Raw genomic sequence first — 22,013 nt, forward strand, 5'->3', positions numbered from 1 at the left:
ACCTCTGTTTATCCCGCAGCATCCACCAGTTTGACGGAAACCAGACGGGAAACACCGGACTCTTCCATGGTAACGCCGTGAATGATATCGGCCACTTCCATAGTTCCCTTCCGGTGGGTGACTACAATAAACTGAGTACTCTGGGCATAATCCCGCAGAAAGCCGCTGAAGCGCTGCAGGTTGGCTTCGTCAAGCGGAGCATCGATCTCATCTACCATGGTAAACGGTGCCGGCCGGTAGGTTAAAAAGGCAAACAGTAAGGCAATGACCGTCAAAGCCCGTTCCCCACCCGATAATAATACCAGGCTTTGCTGCTTTTTGCCGGGCGGCTGCACCCAGACTTCAACCCCCGTTTCCAGCGGTTTGTCCGGTTCCAGCAGAGACAGCCAGGCCTTGCCGCCACCGAACAGGCGCTCAAAGATCCCACTGAAATGCTGATTAATTTCTTTAAAGGCCACGCTGAATTGCTTGGACATTTTCTTGTCGATATCTTGAATAATCGTTGCTAAATATTCGCGGGCATTTTTTAAATCCTCCGATTGATTCCGCAGAAACTCATACCGTTCCCGCACGCGGGCAAATTCTTCAATCGCGCTATGATTAACCGGTCCCAACAGAGCAATCTCCTCTTCCAGCCATTTAGCTTGCACCGTTAGCTCCGCTACACTGCCCTCGCGGCAGCGGGCTACAGCCTCTTCCCAGGAAACATTACACCGTTCGGTCAGTTCCTTGCGGCAAGTCTCCAATTCATACTTGTATTTTGTGGCCATCAGTTCAAATTCATGCAGCCGGTTTTGGATTTCATTGTGACGCCGCCGTTTATCCTTTATCTCCTTTTCCAGCTTGGTAAGTTCCGTTAACGCGGCATACTTGCCGGACTCCAGTTCTTTCTTCGCCGCCAGGCAGTCGGCAGTCTGACCCTCTGTCGTCCGGTGCAGCTCCTTCACTTCTTTCAGCTCGGCATCATAGCCGGCTGTCTGTTCCCGCAGCGTTTCCGCTTCATTAGCCAATCGCTGCAGAACGGCGTCTGTCTTTGCCAGTTCCGTCCGGAGCATTTGGCTTTCGCTTTCCGCAGCCTGCATTTGCTGTTCCAGCGCTGTAAGCGAAACCCTGCAGTCGGTCACCGCATGACCGGCCAAATCTTTTTGCTCATTCAACAGCTTAAGTTCCTGCTGCCAACGAAGCATCTCCTGTTTATGCTCGGCATCACGATTTTCCAAAACAAGAACAGCTTCTTGTTTTTGAGCCAATTTAGTTTGCATTGCCGTTTTCTCACCGGTGAAAGAATCCATTTCCTCCTGCAGACTATCTACCGCCATTTGCAAACGCCGCAGTTCTCCCTGCAGATTGGTCCCATGCACTTCAAGCTGCGCCAGCCGCACTTCCAGGGCTTGCTTTTCTGCCAGCTTAACCTCCGCCGTTTTATCCAGCTCCAGCCGCTTTCGTTCGGCGGCACTCACCGCTTGCTGAGCTTGTTCCAGGGACGACTTGGTTTCCCCGATGGTCTTTTCCAACGCGGCAATTTCATTGCTGCGACTTAAAAAGCTGTTTTCCCGGCGATGCGTACTACCGCCGGTCAGAGAACCGCCCGGATTAACCTGCTGCCCGTCAAGCGTAACAATTCTCACACGATACTGATAGTTCTTGGCAATAGCCAGCGCAGCGTCAATATTTTCGGCTACGATGGTCCTTCCCAGCAGGAATTCCACCACTTTGCGGTATTTCTGTTCACATCCAACCACGGCTGAGGCCAGTCCCAGTGAACCGGCCGCCGCCGCTGCTTTTAGTTCATAATCCCGCGGCGTGCCGGTCTGAATAGTAGTAAGCGGCAGGAAAGTAGCCCGGCCCAGACGTTGGTCCTTTAAAAAAGCGATGGCCTGCTTGGCTGTCGTTTCATCTTCGGTAACAAGATATTGCAAGGCACCGCCTAAAGCAGTCTCCACCGCCGTCACATAAGGGTCCGGCACCTGAATTAATTGAGCCACCGCGCCGCAAATTCCCTGGCGCCAGGCTGCCCGGTTCTGCAGGACACTCTTGCTGCTGCGACCAAATCCATCAAAATCCTGCTGCATGTGAGACAGGATTTTATGTTTGGAAGCAAACTCATTCAGTTTTACCTGCAAAGCCTTTTCTTTGTTCTGCAAATCTCGGCAGTCCGCTTCCAGAGCTTGTTTTACTTCAGCAAGCCGCTGTTCCTCCTTGAGTAGCTCAGCCATTCTTTCGGCCAAACCGGTCTTCTCAGCCAGCGCTGTTTCCGCCGCCTGGCCGGTCTGTGTAAGCTGCTCGCCGTATCCCGCCAATTCCCGGGCGTACTCCCCCTGATTGGTCAGCAGTTTAGCCATATCTTTTTCCAACGTGCCAATCTCATTACGGGCACTAACCAATTCCTGCAAATAATCAAAAGACTGTTCCTTGCAAAGCTCCAACCGGGCTTCCGCCGCCTGGATGTCCGCCGCAGTCTGCTGATAGGCATCCTGGCTTTTGGTCAGGTTCTGCTGCAGCACCAGAACCTGTTCGCGCTTTTCTGCCAGTTGGCGGCCGCTTTCCGCTAGACGGTCTTGCAAAGTTTTCGCCTGTTCCCGGTTCTGTTGCTCTTCGGCTGCTATTCGTTCGCCGACAGCCGAGCCCTGGGAGATTTTTTCAGCCAGCAAGGCAATTCGGCCTTCCAGCCGCTCGGTTTCCCGGTAAGCCTGCTGCAGGCTCTCTCCAGTTCCACGCAAGTTTTCTTCCAGTTCCGCCAGTTGAGCGGTCAGACGTTCAAGTTCGGCCTCGCCCAGCAGAACCTGATTGCCCACGGTCAGTTCTTCCTCTTTCAGAGCAAACTCCTGCAAAGTGGCGCTTTCCATCATCTGCTCCGCCTTTTTCAGCTTGTCCACCAGCAAAGTAATGCGGCAGGCCGTCAATTCCTCCTGCAGCTCTTGGTAGCGCGAAGTCCGGGCAGCACTGGCCTCCAGCGGTTCAAGCTGTAATTCGATTTCCGAAATGATATCCTCCAGGCGGACCAGATTCTGCTCCGTATCGTCCAGTTTTCGTAAAGCTTCCTTTTTCCGGTTTTTATAACGGGTAATGCCGGCAGCCTCTTCAAAAATCAGGCGCCGTTCCTCGGGTTTGCTGTTTAATATTTCATCTACCTTGTTTTGGCTGATAACCGGCATAGCTTCCCGCCCCAGTCCGGTATCGGCCAACAGGTCATGAATATCTTTTAAGCGGCAGTGTGCCTTATTAATGAAATACTCACTCTCGCCAGACCGGAAAACCCGGCGGGTAATCGTTACTTCATTAAAATCCAGCGGCAGCACGCCGTCGGTATTATCAAAAACCAGCGAAACCTCCGCCACGCCCAGCGCGCGCCGTCCGGTACTGCCGGAAAAAATAATATCTTCTACCCTGGAGCCGCGTAAATTCCGGATATTCTGCTCGCCAAGCACCCAGCGTATGGCATCGGAGATATTGCTTTTCCCGCTGCCATTGGGACCAACCACTACCGTAATGCCCGGTCCAAAATCCACTTCTGTTTTATCCGCAAATGACTTAAATCCATAAGCCTCCAACCTACGTAACAGCAACAAATTCACCACACATTCCAAACTTTTCTCAGGACAGACTTTCAGATAAAGCCTGTCCCTCTCAGCTATGTATTAAAAAACCTGTTTGCTTATTTTGCAAACAGGTCTCCGCCAATAAAAAACTTTACCGTGGCTCCACAATAAACCGGATTGCAGTCCGTTCTTCGCCCTCAATTGAAATTTCAGCAAAAGCAGGTATTGTAATGAGATCCATACCGTTTGGCGCCACAAACCCCCGTGATATGGCAATAGCCTTAATGGCCTGATTGACCGCCCCTGCCCCCACTGCCTGCACTTCTGCGGAATGCTTTTCTCTTAATACGGCAGCCAGAGCACCTGCTACAGATTTAGGACTCGATTGTGCAGATACTTTAAGGATTTCCATTAGTAAACCTCCTCATCAATAACTATTGGGGCTGTATAAACTTTCTTGTATATCAATAGGATATTCGGGAGGTTTCCTAAAAATTCCTCTTTTGTCAGCTAAGGAACTGATGATGTATTAAGCCTGCCGGTATAACGGGAAATTTTTCCATATGCCAAGCGGGGACAACCTTGAAAAAACTCAGCTATTTCAAGGTTCTATTGACACAGCCAGACGAAAAAAGCTCCGTCAGGACGCACAGTGGGAATGAATCAGTAGTTCTCTAAAGCTGACAGAGCATCTGTTTGTTTACCACATGGGAGAGACCTTCATATTCGATTATCAGTTCACCCGCTTTATCCCCTGCCGGATACAGGCTCAGCTTGTTAAAACCATACTGTTCCTGCCAATTTCTAAGATTGGCATTGCCTAAGCCCCGAAGTTTTGAATGATCACGCGGATGATGTAGAATAGCAAGCTGACGGCCGCTCAATTCTTTCCCGACCGCAAACCGTTGAAACATCAGAGAAAAAAGGTGGGCTTCCACCATTTCGCCAAAAGACGGGTGATACGGCCCAGCCAGCACCACCGAAGGCTGATCAAGCTCTTCCGTAGCCTGCAGCCCTGTACGGATGACGGAAATTCCCTGTTGTTCGCAAAGCAGCTTGAGAAAAGCCGCCCGCCGCACCGCCTCATCCAAGGCAAGCGGCACATAGCGCCCGTTCTGATACAAATCAGCCAGCGGCGTGCCGGCAATTACCAGAGTAGGATAAAGCCGCATTATATCGGGCTTCAAACGCAGCAGCCGGGCCGCCACCTGCGGCAACAGCTCCCAGGTTTCACCGGGCAGCCCCAGCATCAGCTGCAGGCCACAGGACAGTCCCGCTTCCCGCAGCAGGCAAACCGCCTGCTCAATATCGTTCACCGTATGCCCTCGCGCCGCGGTCGCCAGGATGCCGTCATCCAGCGACTGAGCTCCTAACTCAACGATACTGACACCATAAGAAATCAACTGCTGCAAAATATCGGAGGAAATGGCATCAGGACGGGTCGAAAGGCGAATAGCATGGATTCGTCCCTCCCGCTGCGCCTGAGCAGCCGGTGTCAGCAGCTCGCGCTGATAGTTTAAAGAAAGAGCGGTAAAGCTGCCGCCATAAAAAGCCACTTCAACCCGGCGCGGCCGGTCAAGCCTGGCCAAATGCAGCTCAATCAAGTCCGCAACGTCTTTGCCGCTTAACCTTGTGGCACTGCTGCCGGTAATTTTCTTTTGATTGCAAAAAACGCACTGGTGAGTACAACCAAAGTGCGGGATAAAAACAGGAATGATAAAGTGCTTCATATAGCCCTCTTAATATTACCCTTCTCAGGTAGAACGCAAGGGCGACCCACTGGCCGCCCCTGTTTATTTTTCATCGATGATATGGAGTTTGATCAAGGCTTGTCTAGCGGCAAACTGCTCCGCTTCCTTTTTGCTTTTCCCAGTTCCCCATCCTAAGGTATTTGAATTGACCACAACGGATACTTCAAATACTTTATCATGATCAGGCCCTCGTTCCGATACAATTTCATAGACAATTTTACTGTCATTATGCTTTTGGATGGATTCCTGCAGCAGAGTCTTGTAATCTTTTATATACTGCCCCTGCTCAACCAATACCAGTTCCTCTTTCAACTGCTGCAGAACAAAGTCCGCCGCCCGCTCAAAGCCGCCATCCAGATATACGGCGCCAATGAGAGACTCAAAGGAATCGGCCAGAATGGAGATACGGTCCCTACCGCCTGAGCTAAGCTCGCCCTTCCCTAGCAGCAAATACTTGCCGATTCCCAGTCTGGCCGCGTGTCGGGCCAGGGTCGGCTCGCAGACAATGACGGCGCGCGCCTTGGTCAGTTCGCCTTCCGTTAGGTTGGGAAAGCGGTTAAAAAGGAATTGGCTGATCACCAGATCAAGAACGGCATCGCCCAGAAATTCCAGCCGTTCATTATGCATAACGCCCATATGCTTATTCTCATTGGCGAATGAAGTATGAACAAGCGCCTGATTCAGCAAAGAAATTTCCTTAAACTCGACACCTAATACCCCGCTCAAGGCGGCCAACGCCTGGAGCCGTGGTTTATCCAGCAACGTTTTCATCGCTTACGCTTGGTACTTTTTCAAAAGGATGGTAGCGTTATGGCCGCCAAAACCAAACGAATTGGACAGCGCCACATTCACTACGCCTTCCCGCGCCTTGTTAGGAACATAATCCAGGTCCAGTTCCGGATCAGGCGTATCGTAATTGATGGTCGGCGGAATCATGCTGTTGGCAATGGTAAGTGCCGTAGCGATGCACTCAATCCCCCCGGCAGCTCCCAGCAAGTGACCGGTCATGGATTTAATGGAGCTTACCGCCAACTTATAAGCATGATCGCCAAACAGGGATTTGATGGCCAGTGTTTCATTTTTGTCATTAAGCGGTGTCGATGTTCCGTGAGCGTTAATATAATCGGCGTCTTCCGGTTTTAAACCGGCATCGGCCAAAGCCATAGCCATACATCTGGCTGCCTGGGCACCTTCCGGAGCCGGTGCAGTAATATGGTAAGCATCCGCATTGTGGCCGTAGCCGGCTACTTCCGCATAAATGCGCGCTCCTCTGGCCAATGCATGCTCCAACGATTCTAAGATAACAATACCGGCGCCTTCACCCATAACAAAACCGTCACGCTCTTTTTCAAAGGGCCGTGAAGCCTTTTCCGGTTCGTCATTGCGGGTAGACATAGCCTTCATCGAGCAGAATCCGGCAACCGCCGCCGGTGAAATAGCCGCTTCCGTACCGCCGGCTACCATCACATCGGCCTCGCCCCGTTCAATAATTCTAAAAGCGTCGCCAATGGCATTGGTGCCGGTGGCACAAGCGGTGACCACACAACTGTTTGGTCCCTGCAAACCAAAGGTAATCGACGTATGGCCTGCTACCATGTTGCCGATCATCATCGGCACAAAAAACGGGCTCACCCGGTTGGGTCCTTTTTCAAACAAAATCTTATATTGTTCATGCAGCGTTTCAATACCGCCAATACCGGTTCCCACCAACGTGCCGATACGGGTACGGTCTTCCTTGTCCAAATCCATGGCCGCATCTTCAAAAGCCATTTTGGTGGCGGCAATCGCAAACTGCGACGCCCGGTCCATCCGCTTGGATTCTTTCTTATCAATATATTTAACCGGATCAAAATCCTTTACTTCGCCGGCGATCTGCGTCGAATATTCGCTTGGATCAAAGCGGGTAATCCGTCCAATGCCACATTTGCCCTCCATCAGAGCTTGCCAAAAATCATCCTTGCCTACACCGATCGGTGAAATAGCCCCTAATCCTGTAATTACAACTCGCCTCTTCAAACTCTTCACCTCACCATATTCTTTTTGTCTATGTTTATCCATTGCTTGCTTCAACTTCTGCCAGAATTCTGCTAAAAATCTCTTTAACAGAAAGTATTTCCTCTATTCGATGAATGTACTCGCCGGTAAACACCAGTCCGGATTCCACATCGCCCTGTTGTGCACGGATAAGAGCTTTGATAATGCAAAAACTTTTCGAACAGTGCTTCAGACAGGCGTCACAAGAATCAGGAGCAGGCACAGTACCTTCAATAATTTTCTTAGCAAAGGGATTGCCTATGGCCTGTCCAGGAAGTCCCACAGGACTTTTGATTAAAACGACATCTTCATGTTTTGCTTTCAAATAAAATTGTTTTAATTCGGGAGCTGCATTGGATTCTACACTTGCAGCAAAACGCGTACCCATTTGCACGCCATCGGCTCCCAGCTTCATAACTTCAACTACATCGTGCCCGTCAATGACACCGCCGGCACCAATGACCGGAATTTGAACGGCTTTTTTTATATCCGGCAGCAGTTCCCGCATCGACTTATCAGTGCCGAGATGCCCGCCGGCTTCCTTACCTTCCACGACTACAGCGGCAGCGCCCATCTTTTCAGCCAGTTTAGCGGCCTTTACAGAAGAAACCATTGCCACGATCGGTGTACCCGATTCTTTTCCATAGCCAAACACATCACGGGAAAAACCCGCTCCGGCAACTACCAGGTCAATACCTTCGTCAATCGCCGTTTTTACAATATCGGCAAACTGTCTCGCCGCAACCATAATATTAATGCCAACAATGCCTTTAGTAAGGGAACGCGCCAGACGAATTTCGCTGCGCAACTCATCAAAACTCATACCTGATGCAGCAATTAAACCGACACCGCCCTGTTCTGCCACAGCAGCAGCCAGCCGGGCTGTAGAGATGCGGATTGCCATGCCACCCTGAATAATCGGTATCTTGGCCACCAAATGGCCAATTTTCAGTTCTGGAAGTTTCAAGTAATTACTCCTCCATTCACGCGTACTACCTTTAAGAAAGTCCCGCGAACTGTCGTTTCACGGGACTCCCTTTGGAACAGGTAATACTTTTAGCCTTGCTTCTCCTGTTCTATGTACCCCACAGCGTCTTTCACTGTTTTGATTTTTTCAGCTATTTCATCAGGAATCTCAATATTGAATTCCTCTTCAAAAGCCATAATCAATTCAACAATGTCCAAAGAGTCAGCACCCAAGTCATCAATAAAAGTAGAGTCAATAGCAACATCAGCTTCATCAACACCTAGTTGTTCAACTACGATTTCTTTTACTTTATCGAAAGTTGTCATGATAAATTCACCTCCTTCCAAGATTATATGTCATAATAACAAAAATTACACATCTGCTACATTACCATGCCGCCGTCGACATGTAAAGTCTGTCCTGTAATATAGGTAGCTGCGTCGGAAACCAGAAAAAGTACTGCCGAAGCAACTTCCTCGGCACTGCCTAAGCGTCCCAACGGTACCCGGCCAGCCAGCTCCTCCTTGATCTGGTCGGATAACACAGCCGTCATATCGGTAGCAATGAAGCCGGGAGCCACCGCATTAACGGTAATACCCCGCGAAGCCAGTTCCTTGGCCATCGACTTGGTAAAGCCGATCACACCGGCCTTAGCTGCTGCGTAGTTGGCCTGACCGGCATTGCCGGTAACACCAACCACCGAGCTCATATTGATGATCTTACCGCTACGCTGTTTCATCATAACACGAGCAATTGTTTTTGTACAATTGAAAATGCCCTTTAGATTGGTATTGATTACGGCATCCCAGTCTTCTTCTTTCATGCGCATCAACAGATTGTCTCTGGTGATTCCGGCATTGTTGACCAGGATATCGATGCGGCCGAATTTCTCGATAGCCTGTTTTACCAGGTCTTCAACCGATTCCAGTTGGGCCACATCGGCCTGTACAACCAATGCTTCCCCGCCCAGGGCTGTGATCTTTTCTTCCACTTCACGGGCCGCCGCCGCATTGCCTGCGTAGTTAATAACTACTTTTGCGCCCGCCTGAGCCAGCGCCAGGGCCACTGCCCGGCCAATCCCCCGGGAAGCCCCGGTGACAACCGCCACTTTATTGTCTAAAAGCATTTTAGCGAACCTCCTTGAAATAATCAAGGGTTTTTTCCAAAGAAACAGCATCCTCAATATTATTGTTATTAACTTCTTTCGCTATCTTTTTGGTAAATCCTGTAAGAACCTTTCCCGGACCGACCTCAACAAACTCATCAGCGCCGAAAGCAACCATCCGGGCCACACAATCCTCCCATTTGACGGGACTTGCCGCCTGTTCGACCAATAAGCTCTTAATCTGGCCACCAGCGGTAACAATTTCACCGTTAACATTGGCCACCAACGGTATTTGTGCGTCCTGAACCGTGATTTTATCTAGCTCAGCAGCCAGCTTTTCCGCCGCCGGCTGCATCAGTGTACTATGAAAGGGAGCGCTTACCGGCAGCATAACAGCCCGTTTGGCACCGCGGCCTTTTAACAGTTCGGCAGCTCTTTCCACCGCCGCAACCTTGCCGGCAATGACAATCTGTCCGGGGCAGTTGAAGTTAACGGCCTGCACCGAGCCGGTTTCAGCCTCTACCTGCTGGCATACCTCCACCACACTGGCACGGTCCAGTCCTAAAATAGCCGCCATAGCGCCTTCCCCTAAGGGTACTGCTTCCTGCATAAATTGGCCGCGCTTACGCACCAGGCGTACGGCGTCAGCAAAAGCAAGCGAACCGGCAGCAACCAGCGCCGAATATTCGCCAAGACTGTGGCCGGCAACGATATCGGCCTGCAGTCCATGTTCCTTAAGAACTTCATAACAAGCAACACTGACCGTCAAAATAGCCGGCTGTGTATTAAAGGTTTTGCGAAGCTCCTCCTCCGGCCCTTGAAAACACATATCGGTAATGGAAAACCCCAACGCCGCATCAGCCGCCTCAAACACCTGTTTCGCCACGGCAAACTTTTCGTAAAGCTCCCGGCCCATCCCTACTGTCTGCGAACCTTGTCCGGGAAATACAAATGCACGTTTACTCATTCTCAAGCCTCCTGTTAGCCTTGCGTAAATTTTTGAACGGCAGCGACAATAGCAGGCACTTCACTGACAATTTCCTCAATGATGGCCGCCACCGGTTTTACTTCACGCACCATACCGGCAATTTGTCCGCTCATGATCGAACCGCGTTCCACATCGCCGTCACGAACTGCTGCTTTCAGCTTGCCTGCGCCCAGGCGCTCCAATTCTTCCACCGATGCGCCGTTTCTTTCCAGTTCCAGGTATTCGCGGGTAAGCTTATTGGCGATAACGCGCACCGGATGGCCTGTCGTCATGCCGGTAAGCACTGTTGAACGCTCCTTAGCGCGAATCACCGCTTCTTTATAGTTATCATGAGCCGTACATTCAACGGAAGCAACAAACCGAGTACCGATTTGTACGCCTTGGGCTCCCAAGGCCAAGGCGGCAACGACACCTCTGGCATCGCCAATGCCGCCGGCGGCAATGACCGGAATACTGACGGCATCAACAATTTGCGGAATCAACGCCATGGTTGATACTTCACCAACATGGCCGCCGCTTTCCATGCCTTCGGCAATCAGCGCATCTACGCCAACCCGTTCCAATCGTTTGGCCAAAGCTACCGAAGCCACCACCGGGATCACCTTGCTGCCGATTTCTTTCAGAGCCGGAATGTATTCACCGGGATTTCCCGCACCGGTGGTAATAACCGGCACGCGTTCTTCAATCACCACCTGCATGACTTCCTTGACAAAAGGAGACATCAGCATGATATTGACACCAAACGGTTTATTTGTCAGCGATTTTGCTTTGACAATTTCGCTGCGCAGCGCATCAGGAGGCATATGTCCCGCTCCAATTACGCCCAGGCCGCCGGCATTAGATACGGCTGCCGCCAGTTCGGCCGTGGCAACCCATGCCATACCGCCCTGTAAAATTGGATATTTAATGTTTAATAATTGACAGATTTTACTGTTAAACAATAGTCTTTTCCTCCTTACACCATTTTATAACACACGCACCCCAGGTTAAGCCTGCGCCGAAACCAACAAGTACAACTATGTCATCCTGTTGTATTCGACAACTTTTCAGTGCTTCCTCCAAAGCCAGCGGAATAGAGGCTGCAGAAGTATTTCCGTATTTATCGACATTGACCATAACCTTTTCCATCGGCAGCTTAAGTCTTTTAGCCGCCGATTGAATGATGCGGATGTTGGCTTGGTGCGGGATCAGGCAATTTACACTGTGATGATCAAGCCCGGCGGCATCCAACGCTTTTACAGCCGCTTCCCCCATAACCTTGATGGCGAATTTAAATACTTCACTGCCGTTCATATACAAATAGTGCTGCCTGTCACTGACCGTCTGCTCCGTAGTCGGCACCCGTGTTCCCCCGGCCGGAATTTTCAAAAACTCCCCGCCCGAACCATCGGAACCAAGGTCAATGCTCAAAATTCCATAGCCCGCTTTTACTTCGCTCAGCACCACAGCGCCGGCGCCGTCACCAAACAGAACGCAGGTATTGCGGTCGGTCCAGTCCACCACCTTGGATAAAGTCTCGGCCCCGATGACCAGGACCTTTTTATATAAGCCCGACTTAATAAACTGACTGCCTGTTGCCACAGCATAGACAAAACCTGTGCAGCCTGCGCCCAGATCAAAGGCGGCGGCATTGACGGCACCAAGCTGGTCCTGTACGATGCAGGCTACAGAAGGAAAAAACATGTCGGGAGTAGCCGTAGCCACAATAATCAAATTAATTTCCTCGGCTGAAACCCCGGCATCGGCCAGCGCTTTTCTGGCGGCCAGTACAGCCAGATCGGAGGTAGCCATATCCGGTTCGGCAATATGCCTTTCCCGGATACCGGTACGTTCGACAATCCATTCGTTAGAGGTGTCAACCATTTGTTCCAAGTCATGATTAGTTATTATTTTATCGGGGACATAGGTACCAATACCGACGATACCTACCGATATGCCTTGCTCACTCATTCGCACTAACACCTTCCTTTACGATGTTTTCACTGATATGCTCCACAACTTTTTGTTCCGAAAATTCGCAGGCAACGCGTATCGCATTTTTGATAGCCTTTGCTTTTGAGCTTCCGTGGCAGATGATAAAGCCGCCATTAACGCCGAGCAGCGGTGCCCCGCCGTATTCATCGTAATCCAGCTTCTTTTTCAGCTTTTTTATGGATGGCAACAGCAGAAAGGCCGCCAGCTTGGCAAGCCAGCCGCTGTTTTTTATCGTATTTTTTATAAGTGTCGTCAGAAAACTGACCAGCCCTTCGCCTGTCTTGAGCACCACATTACCGACAAAGCCGTCACAAACAACAATATCCACCGAACCGTTAAAAGTATCCCGGCCTTCCACGTTGCCGATAAAATGAATGGTTTTTAATTGTTTGAGCAGCGGGAAGGTTGCCAGCACCTGTTCATTGCCCTTACTATCTTCTTCACCGATATTTAAAAGTCCCACCCGCGGCCGGTTCATGCCCAGCACATATTCGGCATAAATGGAACCCATAATGGCACTTTGCACCAGGTTTTTGGGCTTACTGTCCACATTGGCGCCCGAATCAAGCATAATAGTGGTCCCGGTTAAATTGGGGATATGGGTCGCAATCGCCGGCCGCTCAATTCCCTTAATCCGCCCCAGACCGAATAACGCCGCCGCTACAGCCGCTCCGGTGCTGCCGGCGGAGACCACAGCATCACAAATGCCCTCTTTGACCAGCCGGGTAGCCACCACCACGGAGGCATCCTTTTTTTTGCGGACGGACACGCCGGGATGTTCATGCATTTCAATAACTTCCGATGCCTGCTGCACCGAAATCCCCAGTTCTCGCCAATTGCTATATGTATCTAAAACGGGCATTATCTGCTCCTGATCGCCTACCAAAATAATATCACATTGATACTCTTTTGCAGCAGCAACCGCGCCCAGTACAATCTCTTTTGGTGCATAATCGCTACCCATGGCATCAACGGCAATTCTCATCCGAAATCTCCCTTCGTCAGTCCATTCACTTCTCATCCTGTTCTAAAGACACTATAATAAACTTAGCCCGGAATACTTCCTGTTTATCGTTTCTAGTTTTAACCCATACAAAATATTTATTTCCTCTTTTTTTCATAACTTCTGCTTTGGCAATTAATTTTTCGCCAACATGAATGGGCATCTTATATTTTATATTGGCCACTCCGGTTACGGCAACATTGGCGTCAATAACCGCCAGCGCCAGGGAGTTAGCTTGTGAAAAAACATAGTGACCCCGCGCAACCTGGTTTTTTTCAAAAACCATATCGGCGGTAATTTTCATAATGGAGATGCCGGCACGGCCCAATTCCAGATCAATAAGCTCGCCGATAATTTCCTCGCTACCCAGCGTCTTCAGCTTGCTTTGCACGTTTTCGGCCATCTTCTTGGTCCGTTCCCGGACTTCTGGTATGCCGAGTTCCAAACGATCTAAGCGAATTGTTTGTACGCTCACGTTTAACAGTGCCGCCAACTCCTCATCGGTTAGAAAAGGGCTAGCGTCCAGTTTTTCGGTTAGCAGCTGTTGTCTGATTTTTTTTTGGATACGCGCCATACCATCACCTATTTTTATAAGTTAGTACTAAGACTAATTGCTAGTACTTATTATAGACAGTTCATTGTCAAAATGCAAGCAAAAAGAAATAAGCAAGATAAAGTACCTAAATATACTCTATCTTGCTTATATACGCTTTTATTATTCCGCGTTCACAACTGCCTTGCCGTTATAATGACCGCATTCAGGACAAACGCGATGGGGCATTTTCTTTTCATGACACTGCGGGCATTCCACCAATCCGGGAACAGTGAGCTTCCAGTTTGCGCGGCGCTTGTCGCGGCGTGCTTTAGACATTTTACGCTTTGGTACTGCCATTTACTTCTACACCTCCTTAACAATAAAACAAATTCAGACTCATCCGCTGAGCCTTCCCTTTCGAGCTATTCTTTTAAAAGCTGTCGCAATTTAGCCAATCGCGGATCTATATCGTCATGACTACAATGGCATGGCGACACATTTCGATTCACACCGCATTGAGGACATAGACCAAGGCAGCCAGGTTTGCACAGAGCCTTCAAAGGTTCAGCCATTAAAAGGTTTTCTTCCACTAAGCCTGCCAGTTCGATTTCGTCATCTTGATAATAAGCTACATCTGCTGTTTCATCCGCAACTTGGTCAACCGTTTCCTGAAAAACTTCCTGGAACGCGATGTCCAAAGGAGCGTCAAATGCCTCCAGGCAACGGTCGCAACGACTCGCCATCCGGGCATAAATCACTCCCGAAACCTCCAGAGCACGACCGTTGTTAACAACTTCTCCTGTCACTTTCACATCATCGACAAGCTCGAAGCGCAACTGGCTGACATCCATATTGCAGGCGGGAGTAATAAATGTAAACGGTTGTCGGCTGCCAATCTCTTTTTTAACTTGTGCTACATTAATTTTCATTGATTTTCCACCTCAACCTTCATTTATTATAGCGACCCCCATATGGTTTGTCAAGAAATGAATAGCAAAAGAAAAGCGGCAGTATTAACCTGCCGCATATCGGTCAAGCCAGCATTAAATCCGGCATCCGCCTTGATCGCAGATTTCCTTTGTGTCACGGGCAATAACCAGTTCTTCATTGGTAGGAATAACAAACAGTTTGACCGTGGAAGCTTCGGTGCTGATCTCCCGGACCTGCCCCCGGACATTGTTCCGTTCAGCGTCTAGGACGGCTCCCAGATAGCTGAGGTTCTTACAAATCATCGCTCTCATTTCCTTGGAGTTTTCTCCCAGTCCGGCGGTGAACACAATGACATCCACGCCGTTCATGGCCGCCGCATAGGCACCGATATCTTTCAATACCTTGTAGGAGAAGATATCCAAGGCCAGTTGGGCCCGTTCATTGCCTTCCTGAGCCGCCGTTTCTATATCGCGAAAATCGCTGGAAACACCGGAAATCCCCAGGACACCGGACTTTTTATTAATATAATTGTCAATTTCATCGGCACTCATACCGGCTTTTTTCATCAGGTAGGGCAAAATAGCCGGGTCCAGGTCGCCGCTGCGGGTACCCATGACCAGGCCTTCCAGCGGTGTGAAGCCCATGCTGGTATCCACACATTTGCCGCCGTCAATCGCCGCGATGCTGGAGCCATTGCCTAAGTGGCAGGTGATAATCTTGAGGTCTTTAATATCTTTTCCCAGAACCTCGGCTACCCGCTGCGATACAAAGCGGTGAGACGTTCCGTGGAAGCCATAGCGGCGGATGCCGTATTTTTCGTACACTTCATAGGGAAGGCCGTAAATATAGGCTTTAGGAGGCATGGTTTGATGAAAGGCGGTATCAAACACACCTACCTGGGCAATGCCCGGCATTAATTGGGCACAGGCGTTGATGCCCAGAATGTTTGGCGGATTATGGAGCGGCGCCATTTCGGCACACTCTTCCAGCGCCTGCATAACCGCCGGCGTAATACGGACCGAATCGGCGAATTTCTCGGCCCCGTGTACCACGCGATGACCTACGGCAGCAATCTCCTGCATGCTTTTAATCACACCGTATTCGGGATGAGTCAACGCTTCGACAACCATTTTAATCGCCGTGCTGTGATTATCCACCGCACCGGTGATTTTTACCTTGGCTTTATCTCCCGGCTGATGTGTAAGCACCGAGCCCTCAATACCGATACGTTCCACTAAACCCTTGGCCAGCACCGATTCATCGGTCATATCAAAGAGTTGATATTTCAGGGAAGAGCTGCCGCAATTAATGACCAAAATCTTCAATTTCCAATCCTCCTATGTACAAAAATTAAATTATTCAAAACAACCTGCAATTTATAATATTACAATTAAGTTCACACTTCGACACCAAAAGCCGGATACCTGCTTACCGCGAATAATAATCGGCCTGCATTTTACCCGAAATAGGTTATAATATAATAAGGATATTTATGCGTTAGAGGTGAATATTTCTTTGAAAGCAGTAGGTATTATTGCAGAGTATAATCCTTTCCACAGCGGCCATCAGTGGCAGCTAAATACAGCGAAATCCTTGTCAGGCTGTCCGGCAGCCGTCATTGTCATGAGCGGTCAATTTGTCCAGCGCGGTGAACCGGCCCTGTTCGATAAGTGGCTGCGGGCCGAAATGGCCGTGCGTTCAGGGGCCGATCTGGTCATCGAACTGCCGGCTGTATTTGCGTTGCGCAGCGCTCAGTATTTTGCCGCCGGCGGCGTCCGCCTGCTGCAGGCGCTGGGAATTATCAGCCATCTCTCCTTCGGTGTGGAGGATAACAATCTGGCGGCTCTAAAAAAATTGGCGGACCTAGCCGATACGGCTAATACCGGTTCCTTGGTCAGGCAAAAGTTAAAAGCCGGCCTTTCCTACCCGGCGGCACTTGGTCAGGTACTGCTGACACAAAGTCAGGCAGAGCCGGCAACGATTGCCTTCACGCCTAATAATATATTGGCCATCGAATACTTGCGGGCACTCAACCGCTATGCTGCCGCCATCCTTCCCTGCCCGGTCAAACGCCAACATGCCGGGTATCACGAGGTTGACATCAGCGCTCCCTTTGCCAGCGCTACCGCCATCAGAAAATCCGTTCTGGAAAACGGCTGTGTGCCGCCAACTGCGGCGGCCGTCATCCCACCGGCCAGTAAAACAATCATCGAAAAGGCGCTCCACAGCGGCCGCGGTCCGGTTATCGCCGGGGCTTTCGAAACCGCGCTGCTGGCCAGGCTACGCACCATGCCGCTGTCAGCCATCGCCGAACTGCCTGATGTAACGGAAGGACTGCAGCATAGAATTGCCGACACAGCTCTCACCGCCACCGGCTGGGACGAACTACTGTCCGCCATAAAATGCAAACGCTACACCCACACCCGGTTGCAGCGCATCCTGCTGCACGCCTTGCTGGGCACTACTAAGGCGGCCATAGAAGAATTCGATCATGCCGGTCCGCTGTATGCCCGGGTTCTGGCATTCAGCGAACAAGGCAAAGAACTGCTGCGGCAAGCCTCGCAGCAGTCAACTATTCCGCTGATTACCAAAACCACTCATTTTTTAAACAGCCAACAGCGTTATATGGCTCCGCTGACACCGCTGCAGACAATGCTTGCTGTAGATAGTACCGCCAGCGATATCTATAGCCTGGGCTTTGCTAATCCGGCCTTGCGTTATGGTGGCTGGGATTTTCGCCAGTCTCCGGTATATCTGACGACTCGCCCTCCAGCAACCGTCTAATCTCGCCCACCACCAGTTCAGCCGCCGCCTCGCCTAAGGCAACACATTCTTCAATCGACTCAAAAGAACTTGGTGAAATATGTGAAATCTCGGGACGGATCAGCACATCACAGTGAGGCTGGCGGTGCTTGCTCAACTCCCGTTCCATAATATCAATCGACTGAATAATGACATCAAACATATTGGTTATACTGGAAACGGTTGAGGCGTATGCCAAATCCACACCAATCACAATGTCTGCTCCCATCTTTCTGACCACATCAATCGGCGTCGGATTCAGCACCGCACCGTCTACCAGCAGCATGTCATCCCACTGATAGGGTACAAATATGCCTGGGACGGAAATACTGGCCCTGACCGCCTTAGCCAGATCACCCTCGGTAAACACGACTTCCTTGCCGTGATTGATCTCAGTGGCTACCACGGCCAAGGGAGTTTTTAAATCGGCGAAACTCTTTTGTTGGGTTAGGAGCCGCATTACCTGCAGCACCTTTTCACCGGAAACAATCCCCATTTTCGGTATGATAAAATCCAGCCAATAATTTCTTTTCAAATGGCGGGCCAGCTTTAATATGGTATCGGGTTGCTGGCCGGCGCAGTATAAAGCGCCAATCATGCTGCCGATGCTGCAGCCGGCAATATAATCAACCGGAATGTTTTCCCGTTCCAGTACGCGAAGCACTCCCACATGGGCCAACCCGCGCAGTCCTCCGGACCCCAATGCCAAGCCAACTTTCGGACGCATACCTGACCTCCCCAGCGATTTTCTTGTGATATTCCTCCCGCCGCCACAATATATATTACAGAAATGTCTGGAAAGCGCTGCCTGTCTCACGGCGTTACCCTGTCAGCGGTTCCGGCAGTAGAGGAGGAGATTGTGATTTATGAATTTTCGGAGCAGCAAACGTTACCTTTCCCGTCTCTCTGCTTATTCTATGGCCTTTGGTGTTGTTTTTATAACTCTATGCATGGTCCAATACCCCAAAGATGCGTTTGACTCGGCCATCATGGGGTTAAATTTATGGTGGAGCGTCGTATTTCCCGCCTTGCTGCCTTTTTTCATTTTGTCGGAAATTTTGATGGGGCTGGGTGTTGTCCATTTTATCGGAGTACTGCTGGAGCCACTCATGCGGCCACTGTTCAACGTCCCCGGCGTCGGGGCGTTTGCCCTTTCCATGGGCCTCGCTTCCGGCTATCCAATGGACGCCGTTATCACCTGCAAATTCCGCAAAAGCCAGCTTTGCAGCGCAGTCGAGGCCGAACGGCTCTTATCCTTTACTAATACGGCAGACCCCTTATTCATGTTCGGTGCTGTGGCGGTCGGCATGTTCGGCATGCCCGAGTTGGGTGTCATCCTGGCTTTGGCCCATTATCTCGCCAGTTTTCTGGTTGGTATTATTTTCCGTTTTCACGGTACAGACCGTGATGTTCCCCCAAAACCATCGCAACAGGAGTCTTCCGGCAATTTGGTCAGCCGAGCCTTCCGGGCTCTCTACCAGGCAAAGCAGGAAGATGGCCGCCCTATCGGCCTGCTGCTTGGTGATTCCGTAAAAAGCTCCATGAATACAGCTTTGCTGATTGGCGGCTTTATTATACTATTTTCCGTCTTTCTCCGTATGTTATCCATTATCGGAGCTACCGACACGCTGGCAGCCATTTTCTCAGGAGTACTCCAATGGTTGGGTTTAAGCGGCAATCTGGCCGAATCACTGGTCAGCGGACTATTTGAAATTGACCTGGGGACGCTGGCCGCCAGCCAAGCCGATGCTCCACTCTGGCAAAAAACCGTTATGACCAGCGCAATTATCGCCTGGAGCGGCTTATCGGTACATGGTCAGGTTGCCAGTATTGTTATTGAATCAGGCATCCGCATGGCTCCCTATATGGTCGCCCGTTTTCTGCATGCCCTATTGGCCGGACTCTTGACCTTGCTATTCTTTGATCATATGGATACCGTTAGTCGTCTGTTCGTAACTCCCGTACTGTTCGATCAGACCGGCAACCTTTCCGCAGCGTACTGGCTTACCCGATTGGAACAGGTTTCCTATCAGCTCCTGCTTCTCTTAGCAATCCTTGTCTCACTGTCCATCACCCTGCATATTCTCCGCGGCGTCTACACGTACGCCATAAAAAAATAAGGAGCTTTAGGCTCCTTATCCCGCTTTAGACTGATCATTTTTTGATTGCTGTAATTCATGATGCCCCTGATGGATAACTTCCAGGGCTCTGGTTAAATTATCTTCCAAATGCTTAAACACATTCTCGGCATAGCCAATGGCATCCACCTGTAGTTCCCGCGCACTCTTACGCGATTGCAGGACGATTTCGTTGGCCTGTTCCTGCGCCTGCTTAGTGATGGCATTTTCGTCCGTCAATTTGGCAATATAGTTCTTCGCCTGCTCGACAATCTGCTGGGCCTCGCGCTGGGCATCCTCAATAATCCGCTGCCGATCCTTCACGATTCGGCTGGCTTCCATAATCTCTCCCGGTATGATCTCCCGCAGATCATCCAGTAAACGGGCCAGCTCATCTTCCTCTACAACCCGCTTATTGGTAAACGGCACCCGGGCAGCTTCTAAAAGCAAATTTTCCAGTTCGTCCAATATTTGCTCAATACTCATCGATCCATCTCCCGCCTAGATTATAATCTCAGATTTGGGCGCTTCGCCGCATAATTTCCCGTTCCACACAACTTGGCACAAGGCCGGTAATGACACCGCCAAACTTGGCCAACTCTTTGATTCCGCTGGAGCTTACAAAAGAATACTCACTGCTGGTCATCATAAACACCGTCTCAATGACCGGGTCAATCTTTTTAATGAGCAGTGCCCTCTGAAACTCATACTCAAAATCGCTCAGCGCCCGTAATCCCCGGACAATGACGTGGGCGTTCTTCTCGCGGACATACACATTTAAAAGACCAGAAAATGAATCAATCCGGATATTGGGAATATGTCCGGTGGCCTCCGCCAGCAGCGCAACCCGTTCCTCCATGGTAAACAGCGGCTTTTTATTCGGGTTATGAAAAACCGCCACAATCAGTTCGTCAAACATCCGGCTAGCTCTTTCAAAAATATCAAGATGTCCGTTAGTGATCGGATCAAAGCTGCCCGGACATATGGCTATCTGTTTCATGTATTCCTCCTGGTTCATTAACTGACTGCTGTATCTCCTGATTGGTAAAAAAACTGACCATCGTCTCCCCATATTTTTCATTGCGAATCTTGCGCAGGCAGCTCCATTTTGCGTCAAGTGCCTCATGACAAGAATGCTCTATGACAATAATCCCGTCAGGCGCCAGAATGCCGGCCGCATCCAGTTTATCTATCGTTGCAACCGCCAAACCCTTATTGTATGGCGGATCGCTAAAAATCATATCAAAAATCTGCCGGTTATGTATCGCAGCCTCAATCGCCTTGTATACATCTTTCCGGTAAATCACTGTTCTGTCCTGCAGTTTGGTGTGGCAGGCGTTATCCCGGATAACGGCAACACTGGAGCTGCCGTTATCGACAAAAACGGCGGACTTGGCTCCCCGGCTGAGAGCTTCCAATCCCAGATTGCCCGTACCGGCAAATAAATCCAACACCCGCGCTTCCCGCACCCGCGTCCCGAGAATGTTAAAAACCGATTCCTTCACCCGGTCAGCGGTGGGACGTGTCTCCATGCCCCGGGGCGCTTTCAGTCTGGCTCCCCTGGCGCTTCCTGTAATAATTCGCATATATCTACCTCTACCGTTACATTCTAACATATTTTTCTTGATAATGCTCGAAATTTATACTTCAAATTATGGCATAAAAGCAGTGAAAATGCAAAACCGGTGGGAACGAAGAAACGTTTCTTCATTCCCACCGGTTTGCATAAACTATTTTAAAGTAATTTGCAGTACCGGACCGGAATCCCCCGGGTTCGATCTGACCAATTGACTTACCTTTTCCTCACCGTTGGTAATCACCAGCGGTGTAGTCAGCTTTTTGCCCTTGGCCGCAAGCAGTTGCCGGTCAAATTCCAACAGGAGTTCGCCCCGCTTCACTGCCTGCCCTTCCCGGACATGGCAGGTAAATCCCTCGCCCTCCAGCTCCACCGTATCCATTCCTACGTGCAGCAAAACCTCCAGACCGCCCTGCGCCCGGATAGCAATGGCATGCTTCGTCTTTGCCACCAATATAATCTGCCCGTCGCAGGGGGCTACTAGTTGATTATTGGTCGGTTCGACGGCAATACCGTCACCCATGATTTTCTGTGAAAACACCTGGTCATCCACCGCCTCAATGCCAATGACTTTACCCTGCAGCGGCGCATACAGACTGATTTCCTGTTTCTTTTTACCAAAAAAGTTAAACATGTTTTTTCCCACCCGGCCCTCATATTTTTAGCGAACCGCCCATTTACCGGCATTTTGC

General features: G+C 50.2%; 23 protein-coding genes. 2 read left to right on the forward strand and 21 right to left on the reverse strand.

Features of this window, described 5'->3' with window-relative positions; genetic code table 11:
* Positions 1–8 precede the first annotated feature (8 nt).
* From smc to BMW43_RS03520, 16 genes are all read right to left on the reverse strand, one after another.
* Positions 9–3,566 carry a chromosome segregation protein SMC gene (gene smc, locus BMW43_RS03445; protein WP_091744231.1) on the reverse strand — a complete coding sequence of 1,186 codons (3,558 nt, stop codon included), beginning with the start codon at positions 3,564–3,566 and terminating at the stop codon, positions 9–11.
* A 124-nt stretch (positions 3,567–3,690) separates the two neighbouring features.
* Positions 3,691–3,951, reverse strand: a complete 261-nt coding sequence (locus BMW43_RS03450; protein WP_091744013.1) for a stage V sporulation protein S — start codon at positions 3,949–3,951, stop codon at positions 3,691–3,693.
* Positions 3,952–4,213: 262 nt separating this feature from the next.
* A complete protein-coding gene (locus BMW43_RS03455; RefSeq protein WP_091744014.1) occupies positions 4,214–5,269 on the reverse strand; it encodes an elongator complex protein 3 in 1,056 nt (351 codons plus the stop codon).
* A gap of 63 nt (positions 5,270–5,332) precedes the next feature.
* Positions 5,333–6,061 carry a ribonuclease III gene (rnc, locus tag BMW43_RS03460; RefSeq protein WP_091744015.1) on the reverse strand — a complete coding sequence of 243 codons (729 nt, stop codon included), beginning with the start codon at positions 6,059–6,061 and terminating at the stop codon, positions 5,333–5,335.
* A 3-nt stretch (positions 6,062–6,064) separates the two neighbouring features.
* Entirely contained in the window at positions 6,065–7,306 is a 1,242-nt protein-coding gene (fabF, locus tag BMW43_RS03465) for a beta-ketoacyl-ACP synthase II (protein WP_091744232.1), read from the reverse strand.
* A gap of 34 nt (positions 7,307–7,340) precedes the next feature.
* Entirely contained in the window at positions 7,341–8,291 is a 951-nt protein-coding gene (locus BMW43_RS03470; RefSeq protein ID WP_091744016.1) for an NAD(P)H-dependent flavin oxidoreductase, read from the reverse strand.
* Between the two features lie 89 nt (positions 8,292–8,380).
* Positions 8,381–8,617, reverse strand: coding sequence for an acyl carrier protein (locus BMW43_RS03475; RefSeq protein ID WP_091744017.1), 237 nt, complete (start codon positions 8,615–8,617; stop codon positions 8,381–8,383).
* A 56-nt stretch (positions 8,618–8,673) separates the two neighbouring features.
* Positions 8,674–9,417: a 3-oxoacyl-[acyl-carrier-protein] reductase gene (fabG, locus tag BMW43_RS03480; RefSeq protein WP_091744018.1), complete on the reverse strand. Its 744-nt coding sequence runs from the start codon at positions 9,415–9,417 to the stop codon at positions 8,674–8,676.
* A 1-nt stretch (position 9,418) separates the two neighbouring features.
* Positions 9,419–10,363 (reverse strand): ACP S-malonyltransferase, encoded by a 945-nt coding sequence (fabD, locus tag BMW43_RS03485; RefSeq protein WP_091744019.1) that lies wholly within the window; start codon positions 10,361–10,363, stop codon positions 9,419–9,421.
* A gap of 14 nt (positions 10,364–10,377) precedes the next feature.
* The gene (fabK, locus tag BMW43_RS03490) at positions 10,378–11,265 is read right to left on the reverse strand and encodes an enoyl-[acyl-carrier-protein] reductase FabK (RefSeq protein WP_245732222.1); all 888 of its coding nucleotides are present in this window, start codon (positions 11,263–11,265) and stop codon (positions 10,378–10,380) included.
* 52 nt (positions 11,266–11,317) lie between these two features.
* Positions 11,318–12,334 carry a beta-ketoacyl-ACP synthase III gene (locus tag BMW43_RS03495; RefSeq protein ID WP_091744021.1) on the reverse strand — a complete coding sequence of 339 codons (1,017 nt, stop codon included), beginning with the start codon at positions 12,332–12,334 and terminating at the stop codon, positions 11,318–11,320.
* Complete coding sequence (plsX, locus tag BMW43_RS03500) at positions 12,327–13,343, reverse strand: phosphate acyltransferase PlsX (protein ID WP_091744022.1); 1,017 nt, start codon at positions 13,341–13,343, stop codon at positions 12,327–12,329. Before plsX ends, BMW43_RS03495 begins: the two co-directional genes overlap by 8 nt.
* Before the next feature lie 25 nt (positions 13,344–13,368).
* The gene (fapR, locus tag BMW43_RS03505) at positions 13,369–13,935 is read right to left on the reverse strand and encodes a transcription factor FapR (RefSeq protein ID WP_091744023.1); all 567 of its coding nucleotides are present in this window, start codon (positions 13,933–13,935) and stop codon (positions 13,369–13,371) included.
* A gap of 141 nt (positions 13,936–14,076) precedes the next feature.
* The gene (rpmF, locus tag BMW43_RS03510; RefSeq protein ID WP_091744024.1) at positions 14,077–14,253 is read right to left on the reverse strand and encodes a 50S ribosomal protein L32; all 177 of its coding nucleotides are present in this window, start codon (positions 14,251–14,253) and stop codon (positions 14,077–14,079) included.
* Between the two features lie 65 nt (positions 14,254–14,318).
* The gene (locus BMW43_RS03515) at positions 14,319–14,825 is read right to left on the reverse strand and encodes a YceD family protein (RefSeq protein ID WP_091744025.1); all 507 of its coding nucleotides are present in this window, start codon (positions 14,823–14,825) and stop codon (positions 14,319–14,321) included.
* Positions 14,826–14,939: 114 nt separating this feature from the next.
* On the reverse strand, positions 14,940–16,151 hold the full coding sequence (locus BMW43_RS03520) for an acetate/propionate family kinase (protein WP_091744026.1): 1,212 nt from the start codon (positions 16,149–16,151) through the stop codon (positions 14,940–14,942).
* Between the two features lie 190 nt (positions 16,152–16,341).
* Between BMW43_RS03520 and BMW43_RS03525 the strand changes: the two genes are divergently transcribed.
* Positions 16,342–17,610 (forward strand): nucleotidyltransferase, encoded by a 1,269-nt coding sequence (locus tag BMW43_RS03525; protein WP_091744027.1) that lies wholly within the window; start codon positions 16,342–16,344, stop codon positions 17,608–17,610.
* Here the strand turns inward: BMW43_RS03525 and BMW43_RS03530 are convergent.
* Complete coding sequence (locus BMW43_RS03530) at positions 17,528–18,355, reverse strand: patatin-like phospholipase family protein (protein ID WP_091744028.1); 828 nt, start codon at positions 18,353–18,355, stop codon at positions 17,528–17,530. The two genes, BMW43_RS03525 and BMW43_RS03530, sit on opposite strands and share 83 nt — an antisense overlap.
* A 139-nt stretch (positions 18,356–18,494) precedes the next feature.
* Here BMW43_RS03530 and spoVV point away from each other — a divergent pair, with 139 nt between their 5' ends.
* Positions 18,495–19,748, forward strand: coding sequence for a dipicolinic acid transporter SpoVV (spoVV, locus tag BMW43_RS03535; RefSeq protein ID WP_091744029.1), 1,254 nt, complete (start codon positions 18,495–18,497; stop codon positions 19,746–19,748).
* Between the two features lie 15 nt (positions 19,749–19,763).
* On the opposite strand, the gene BMW43_RS03540 is transcribed toward spoVV, so the two are convergent.
* The 4 genes from BMW43_RS03540 to BMW43_RS03555 all read right to left on the reverse strand — a co-directional run bounded on the left by BMW43_RS03540 (position 19,764) and on the right by BMW43_RS03555 (position 21,955).
* Positions 19,764–20,231, reverse strand: coding sequence for an ATP synthase subunit B family protein (locus BMW43_RS03540; RefSeq protein ID WP_091744030.1), 468 nt, complete (start codon positions 20,229–20,231; stop codon positions 19,764–19,766).
* 28 nt (positions 20,232–20,259) lie between these two features.
* Positions 20,260–20,745 (reverse strand): pantetheine-phosphate adenylyltransferase, encoded by a 486-nt coding sequence (coaD, locus tag BMW43_RS03545; protein WP_091744031.1) that lies wholly within the window; start codon positions 20,743–20,745, stop codon positions 20,260–20,262.
* Positions 20,711–21,331, reverse strand: coding sequence for a 16S rRNA (guanine(966)-N(2))-methyltransferase RsmD (gene rsmD / locus BMW43_RS03550; RefSeq protein ID WP_091744032.1), 621 nt, complete (start codon positions 21,329–21,331; stop codon positions 20,711–20,713). Before rsmD ends, coaD begins: the two co-directional genes overlap by 35 nt.
* A gap of 144 nt (positions 21,332–21,475) precedes the next feature.
* The gene (locus tag BMW43_RS03555) at positions 21,476–21,955 is read right to left on the reverse strand and encodes a PTS sugar transporter subunit IIA (RefSeq protein WP_091744033.1); all 480 of its coding nucleotides are present in this window, start codon (positions 21,953–21,955) and stop codon (positions 21,476–21,478) included.
* Positions 21,956–22,013 lie beyond the last annotated feature (58 nt).

The organism is Propionispora vibrioides, assembly GCF_900110485.1.
In the GTDB taxonomy this organism is placed as follows: Bacteria; Bacillota; Negativicutes; order Propionisporales; family Propionisporaceae; genus Propionispora; species Propionispora vibrioides.

Bases quoted from the DNA above. Each gene is read 5' to 3' on its own strand.
- spoVV (WP_091744029.1), top strand. From the start codon at position 18,495: ATGAATTTTCGGAGCAGCAAACGTTACCTTTCCCGTCTCTCTGCTTAT.
- BMW43_RS03475 (WP_091744017.1), bottom strand. From the start codon at position 8,617: ATGACAACTTTCGATAAAGTAAAAGAAATCGTAGTTGAACAACTAGGT.
- fabK (WP_245732222.1), bottom strand. From the start codon at position 11,265: ATGGCATGGGTTGCCACGGCCGAACTGGCGGCAGCCGTATCTAATGCC.
- rsmD (WP_091744032.1), bottom strand. From the start codon at position 21,331: ATGCGAATTATTACAGGAAGCGCCAGGGGAGCCAGACTGAAAGCGCCC.
- fapR (WP_091744023.1), bottom strand. From the start codon at position 13,935: ATGGCGCGTATCCAAAAAAAAATCAGACAACAGCTGCTAACCGAAAAA.
- BMW43_RS03455 (WP_091744014.1), bottom strand. From the start codon at position 5,269: ATGAAGCACTTTATCATTCCTGTTTTTATCCCGCACTTTGGTTGTACT.
- rpmF (WP_091744024.1), bottom strand. From the start codon at position 14,253: ATGGCAGTACCAAAGCGTAAAATGTCTAAAGCACGCCGCGACAAGCGC.
- BMW43_RS03450 (WP_091744013.1), bottom strand. From the start codon at position 3,951: ATGGAAATCCTTAAAGTATCTGCACAATCGAGTCCTAAATCTGTAGCA.
- fabG (WP_091744018.1), bottom strand. From the start codon at position 9,417: ATGCTTTTAGACAATAAAGTGGCGGTTGTCACCGGGGCTTCCCGGGGG.
- BMW43_RS03495 (WP_091744021.1), bottom strand. From the start codon at position 12,334: ATGAGTGAGCAAGGCATATCGGTAGGTATCGTCGGTATTGGTACCTAT.
- BMW43_RS03515 (WP_091744025.1), bottom strand. From the start codon at position 14,825: ATGAAAATTAATGTAGCACAAGTTAAAAAAGAGATTGGCAGCCGACAA.
- rnc (WP_091744015.1), bottom strand. From the start codon at position 6,061: ATGAAAACGTTGCTGGATAAACCACGGCTCCAGGCGTTGGCCGCCTTG.
- BMW43_RS03540 (WP_091744030.1), bottom strand. From the start codon at position 20,231: ATGAGTATTGAGCAAATATTGGACGAACTGGAAAATTTGCTTTTAGAA.
- fabD (WP_091744019.1), bottom strand. From the start codon at position 10,363: ATGAGTAAACGTGCATTTGTATTTCCCGGACAAGGTTCGCAGACAGTA.
- coaD (WP_091744031.1), bottom strand. From the start codon at position 20,745: ATGAAACAGATAGCCATATGTCCGGGCAGCTTTGATCCGATCACTAAC.
- plsX (WP_091744022.1), bottom strand. From the start codon at position 13,343: ATGAGAATTGCCGTTGATGCCATGGGTAGCGATTATGCACCAAAAGAG.
- BMW43_RS03530 (WP_091744028.1), bottom strand. From the start codon at position 18,355: ATGCGTCCGAAAGTTGGCTTGGCATTGGGGTCCGGAGGACTGCGCGGG.
- BMW43_RS03555 (WP_091744033.1), bottom strand. From the start codon at position 21,955: ATGTTTAACTTTTTTGGTAAAAAGAAACAGGAAATCAGTCTGTATGCG.